At 67.4% G+C, this 5,658-nt stretch carries 6 protein-coding genes; 2 read left to right on the forward strand and 4 right to left on the reverse strand.

Translation table 11 applies throughout. The annotated features are described in order from the left end of the window. Positions 1 to 957 precede the first annotated feature (957 nt). Genes ADK55_RS36190 through ADK55_RS37540 form a run of 3 tightly spaced genes read right to left on the reverse strand, consistent with a single transcriptional unit; the run spans position 958 to position 2,376 of the window. Positions 958 to 1,158 carry a DUF397 domain-containing protein gene (locus ADK55_RS36190; RefSeq protein WP_078998691.1) on the reverse strand — a complete coding sequence of 67 codons (201 nt, stop codon included), beginning with the start codon at positions 1,156 to 1,158 and terminating at the stop codon, positions 958 to 960. Beyond that, positions 1,155 to 1,493, reverse strand: a complete 339-nt coding sequence (locus ADK55_RS09235; RefSeq protein WP_267887338.1) for a Scr1 family TA system antitoxin-like transcriptional regulator — start codon at positions 1,491 to 1,493, stop codon at positions 1,155 to 1,157. Before ADK55_RS09235 ends, ADK55_RS36190 begins: the two co-directional genes overlap by 4 nt. A gap of 13 nt (positions 1,494 to 1,506) precedes the next feature. Continuing rightward, positions 1,507 to 2,376 (reverse strand): hypothetical protein, encoded by an 870-nt coding sequence (locus ADK55_RS37540; RefSeq protein ID WP_159041334.1) that lies wholly within the window; start codon positions 2,374 to 2,376, stop codon positions 1,507 to 1,509. A 159-nt stretch (positions 2,377 to 2,535) separates the two neighbouring features. Here ADK55_RS37540 and ADK55_RS09245 point away from each other — a divergent pair, with 159 nt between their 5' ends. Further along, positions 2,536 to 4,476: a trypsin-like serine peptidase gene (locus tag ADK55_RS09245; RefSeq protein WP_234349973.1), complete on the forward strand. Its 1,941-nt coding sequence runs from the start codon at positions 2,536 to 2,538 to the stop codon at positions 4,474 to 4,476. 89 nt (positions 4,477 to 4,565) lie between these two features. On the opposite strand, the gene ADK55_RS38435 is transcribed toward ADK55_RS09245, so the two are convergent. Then, positions 4,566 to 4,703, reverse strand: a complete 138-nt coding sequence (locus ADK55_RS38435; RefSeq protein WP_159041335.1) for a hypothetical protein — start codon at positions 4,701 to 4,703, stop codon at positions 4,566 to 4,568. A 527-nt stretch (positions 4,704 to 5,230) separates the two neighbouring features. On the opposite strand from ADK55_RS38435, the gene ADK55_RS09250 reads away from it, so the two are divergent. After that, positions 5,231 to 5,658: lamin tail domain-containing protein (locus ADK55_RS09250; RefSeq protein WP_053677000.1), on the forward strand; the 428-nt coding region annotated here is incomplete at its 3' end.

Genomic DNA, 5,658 nt, shown 5'->3' on the forward strand with positions numbered 1-5,658 from the left:
GTCATGGGGCCGAGGTGTCCCGGCCCTGCTCGGCCAGGTGGGCCTGCAGCTCGGCCGTGAGCTGGGCGGTTGTGCGGGTGCCGTCAAGGACAAGGTCCGTGTGCTCGCGGGTGGGGGCGACGTGGGTTGGCTTTGTTCACGAGTAGTGGTTCTGGCTCAGGTTGTGGGCTCTGTCGCTGATTTGGGGGTAGCGGTTTCTTGATCATGGTGAGAGCAGGATGCGGCGTCGTAGGAGATCGAAGTTGGCGCGGCCGGCCGGGATGCTGGAGAAGTCCAAGGAGTTCGCGGCCTCGGGAAACCGGGTGTACCTGCCTCTGGCTGACTGACCTGCCTAAAGAGGGCTGACCGACGGCATCCGGGGGGAGTCGTCGGTCAGCCCTCGTCGTTCTGTGGACTGATCTTCAGACCCCCAGATCATCCCCGTGCACGAAGAATCGTGCTGGGCGTCGACGGCGGGTTCGCTCGTCTTCCATCTGTGTCCCCTGCTGTGGTTGTTCACCGCTGCGATCGGAAATGACCATATGGGTGAGATAAGGCGCCCTCAAGTGATCAACGGGTCATGGCCGTGGTTTCCGGACAGGCTGAGGTGGCGTTACCGTGTCCGGAGTGCTCGCTCGCATCACTGCCTCTCGGCATGGAACGGAGCCTGGATCATGGTCAGTTGATCGGATGCGGTCATTCCCGTGGGCTGCTGGTGCGCGGCGATCGGCAGTTCGGGTGGGCCTCGGAGAGATGTCCTGACTACGCGACAGAAGCCTTTACGGCGGTCGAACACATCGTTCTCCTGGTCGGTCTCGTCCCAGATGACCTCAACCGGTAGAGGCGATACCGCGTGCCGACCTCCGCGACCTGACGGAGAGCCTCGGAATCGAAGTGCCTGAGTAGGCGCATGAGTCGCGAGCAGAGCAGCGCCCCACCTCGTCCAGCGTTTGAGGTGGGGCGCTGCTCTGCTCGCCCTCAGAGACCGCCGCGCTGGACAGCGCTGATGAATGTGATGAATGCTGACGGCTCGAAGATGAGCGCGGGGCCATGCGGGTCCTTGCTGTCGCGGAGAGGGACGGCAGAAGAAATCCCGCGCCCTACCTCTACACAATTGCCGCCGTTGGTGCTGTAGCTGCTCTTGTGCCAGGTCACGGGCAGCTTGCTTGCACTGATCATCGGGTCAGTCCTTCCAAGTGCGAGCCGATCAGGTCGGCGGTCGCTTCGTGCGACAGGGCTGCGGCCATGAGCAGGTCATAGGAGCGGCCGGCCTCAACTACCTCGGCTGCATCGAGTGCAATCCGCCCCTGCCCGAAGCCATCGACGTACAGCACATCCGGGCCTTCGTTGAAGCCCAGGACCGTGAAGGGTCCCGCGAGACCCGCGTGGGCCGGCACGCTCCTCGGGACTACCTGGATCACGGTGCGGGGCTCTTCACCTGCCTTCAGCAGGTGTTCGAGCTTCAGACGCCCCCACCCCGGGACCGGCGGAGGCGAAGCCCGCGCCGGCGACACGGCACCATCGGCATCAGTGAGATGCCCGACGCCGACGCCGGACCAGGAGGCGGGTCACCACGCCCGCCGCGGCCAGTGCCGCGGCGCCGAGCAGCCACGGGGTCACTTGTCCCGCGGCCGGCTGGGCCGCCTCGTCATGGCAGGCGCGGCGGGCCGCGTCATCGCTCCGGGCCACCCGGTAGCGTGCCCAGACCTCGTCCCTGCCCACCCAGCGGACCTCGTACAGACCGGGACCGGCATCACACCGGATCACAGCCGTCGCCGTCAGGACCGCCTTGGCCCCGCTCATGACGGGCTGGTCAGTGAAGCCCGGCGAGGCGAGAGTCTTGCCGAATCCAAGCTCCGCGTCCGAAGCCGTGGGCGTCACCTTGTCGCCGGGCTTGAACGTCCGCACGTCCCAGGGCGACTGCGGCCAGGAGTCACCCGCGGGCCAGCGCTCGTCCGGCTGTTCCGGGGGAAGGACGGCGACCTTACCGGGGCAGGCCTTGCGTTCTGCCTCGCCGATGTCCGCGACCTTGACGCTCACCCAGACGTCGCCCTTGGCGCCGTTGAGGTGCCCGCCGGGCCCGGTCTGCTCGACCGGGTAAACGCCCGGCGGAGTGTCACACGCCACGGTGGCCACAGCGGTGATGAGCGGATCGTTCATCCTCAGTGTCCCGTGCTGAATGAAGATCTCGGAGCTCACCCAGTTTCCGTTCTTCCCCGGCAGGGACGCGGCCACCGCGAACGTGAGCCGCTCACCAGGGCGCGCGGACAACTGCGTCCCCGCGAGTGTCGGGGTGGGCGGATCCGTGGTCGCCGTCGCGAAGGCACTGCCCTCCGCGACCGGTAACAGCAGCACCAGCGCGGTGGCCACACCGCCCATCATCCTCATTGCACCCATTTGCCCTCTTTTCATTTCCGTTGACGATCTTCCATACCCCTGCATAGCCTGCCCCCTCGTCGAACTGGCGCACCATTACGGCCCGTTGACCGGCAGTATCACCTCACCAAGGAAGTAAGTTCTTTGAGATCCAGATGGTTCACCGCGTTAACTCTCAGCGTGATCGCGACCGTACTGGGCACCGGTCCGGCTCTCGCCGCGACCGTCACCCCAACACCTCACCCCACCGCTCCCACGGCCAGCGCCGACCGCAGACCCAGCGCCACTGCGAATCCGAGCGCCACCACGACTCCGAAAGCAACCGCCACCCCGAGCCCGAGAGCCAGCACCCCGGCCGCAAAGAGCACCGCGACCCCGCCCTCGTCCTCGGACAAGCTGCGCGCCGAGGAGGAGTACTGGACGGCCGAACGTATGGCCGCCGCCGTGCCCGTCGACGACGCACGGGGCCGGGGCACCGTCGGCGGGGCCGCCGGCCGACAGAACACCACCCTGTCCGCTGCGCCCTCCGGCACCCCGACCGGCACCTACTTCGACGGCATGCCGATGGTGGGAACCTTCTTCTACCAGGAGGGCGAGATCGGCAAGGCGGACACCTCCTGCACCGGCAGTGTGGTCCGCAGCACGGACAAGAACATGGTCCTCACGGCGGGGCACTGCGCGGACGGCATGAAGAAGCCGACGAGCCACGCCATCTTCGTTCCGCAGTACCGCAACGGCAAAGCCGCCGGTGCCCAGCCGTACGGCATCTTCCCGCTCAAGGCCAAGGGCGTCTACCAGGATCCCCGATACCGGCACAACAGCAAAGGCGCGGTGTCCGACCTGGACCTCGCCTTCGCCCTGGTCGAACCGAACGCCAAGGGCAACATCGAGAACGTCACCGGGGCACTCACCTTCACACCGGTGAGCACGTACGAGCACAACGCCACCGTCGTCGGCTACCCGTCCAGCTCAAGTGTCAACAAGAACCACAAGGCCCTGCGCTGCGATGTGCCCACCACCCGGCTGGGCGGCTTCCGCCAGATGCAGATGCTGTGCAACGGCTTCTACGCCGGCGTGTCCGGCGGCCCCTGGATCAAGGACTACGACGCCGCCGCCCGCACCGGCAAGGTCATCGGCAACACCGGCGGCTACAACGGCGGCGGCAACGACGCCAATGACTCCTGGGTAACGTACTCACCGATCTACGGCAAGGACGCCCAGGACCTCTACAACGACGCCAACAAGGGCATCGATCCCGACCTCATCTCCCGGCCCCCGACGTACCAGGGATCCGCGGACAGCCCACTGCTGCCCGGGCTAGGGGACCTGTGGACCCACGCCAAGGCCATGGCCTCCGGCGACTTCACCGGGAGCGGCCGCAGCAGCCTGCTCGTGGTGTGGACGGACGGCGAGGTGACCCTCTTCCCCGGCGACGGCCAGGGCGCCTTCCTGCCGGAACGGCAGCTCCTCGCCCCGAACGGCACCTGGAAGGACGCCGCGAACATCACCGCAGGCGACTTCACCGGCTCCAACCAGTTCGATCTCATGGTCCGCTGGTCGAGCGGCGAGATGACGCTCTACGGCGACGTGGGAGCCAACGGCCTGACCACCGCCAACGCAACCCAGATGGCCCCGGCGGGCTCGATCTGGAGCCACGCCACGCAGATAGCCGCCGGCCGCTTCAACGCCACCACCTACGTCACCGACCTCATTGTGCGCTGGTCGGATGGCGAACTCAGCCTCTACACCAACGTGGGCGCCGGCACGCTGGGCCAGGAATACAAGCTCAAGGAACCCAACGACGCCTGGAAGGACGCCACACTGCTGACGTCCGGGCAGTTCTCCGGCAACCAGAAGTGGGACCTGATGGTCCGCTGGTCCAGCGGTGAGCTCGACAACTACGTCGGCACCACCACTGGAGGCCTGGGCGGCGAGCAGCGCATCCACGGCCCCAACAAGACCTGGACCCACAGCGTGCTCATGACCACCGGCCAGTACACGGGCAACGGCCTCACCAACGACCTCATCATCCGCTGGACCGACGGCGAGACCACCATGTACAGGGACACCACGGTCAACGCTCTGGGCTCCGAGCGCATGCTCGTCCCCCCGAGGGCCTGACGCACCCGCCCCTGGCCACCGGCTGACGTGGTACGCAGGCCGCCGGAGGCGGCCTGCGTACCTTCCGCTATGAGGAAAAGCAGTCGCAGTCAGAACGTCATGAGGTGGTGGTAGTGCCTGACCTGCTCGGCGAGCGCCTCCTCGGGCATGGCGGCCCACTGGCTCATCTGCGCGTAGGGACAGGCGCCAGGTCGCGGCCCGGGAATCGGCCAGGAAGAACGGTTCACTGTGGACCGTCACCGCGGGCGCGACGTCGCCCGGCGTCCTCCCGGTCGCGGCGCAGGGCCTGTCGGCTTCGGAGGTCGCTCCCTGGTCGAGCCGCGCACCCCTGCGTATTGGGCCGGCTCACCGCCGAGTTGGCACGGGCAGACGGATTCGTTCGGCAGCACGGTTTCCGTGCATGCGTGCGAAGAACCGTGCCGAACAGCTGTTACGGAACTCGCTGCTCCGGTTGGGTGACGGGCGGAGGAGTGCGCCCGGTGGTGCGCTCCGGGCGCATTGATCGACTGTGTCGTGCGCGGCCCGGGTGGGTGTAGCGGTCAGTGAATGTCAGGGCCACGCTCACGCGGACTGCGTGTAGTACGCAGGCGTGTGTGACGGAAATGTCCAGGGTCGGTAACCGGCCTCGTCGGGGGCTGTGGCCGGCGCCGTGTCGGGTCGAGAGTTTGGGTCCTCGGCCCACCACGGGCCGGGCACCCCGATCCGGTACGTGGTTCGTATCGGCGGGTGAGGCACAGTTCTTGAGGGGCCACGTATGTCTGCTTCGTCGACCGCTCGTCGTGTCGCCGCGACCGTCCTCGCCGCCGGCGCCATCGTCTCGGCCGCCGCTCTCCCCGCCACCGCGGCGGACCGGGGTCATGACCGACACCCGCGGGTGGAGATTTCTCGGGTCCAGGCCGACAGCCCCGGACGTGACGACCGCTCCAACCGTTCTCTGAACGGTGAGTGGGTGGAGATCCGCAACACGACCCGCCAGCCGGTGAACGTGCGTGGCTGGACGCTGCGTGACTCCGACGGCAACCGCTACCGCTTCAACGACACCCGTATCGGCGGCCGCGCCACCATCCGCATCCACACCGGATTCGGCCGCGACACCCGCACCGACCTGTTCCAGGGCAAGCGCGACCACGTCTGGGACAACCGCGCCGACACCGCCACCCTGCGCGACGACCGCAACCACAC

It is taken from the genome of Streptomyces sp. WM4235 (genome assembly GCF_001279725.1).
Classification (GTDB): Bacteria; Actinomycetota; Actinomycetes; order Streptomycetales; family Streptomycetaceae; genus Streptomyces.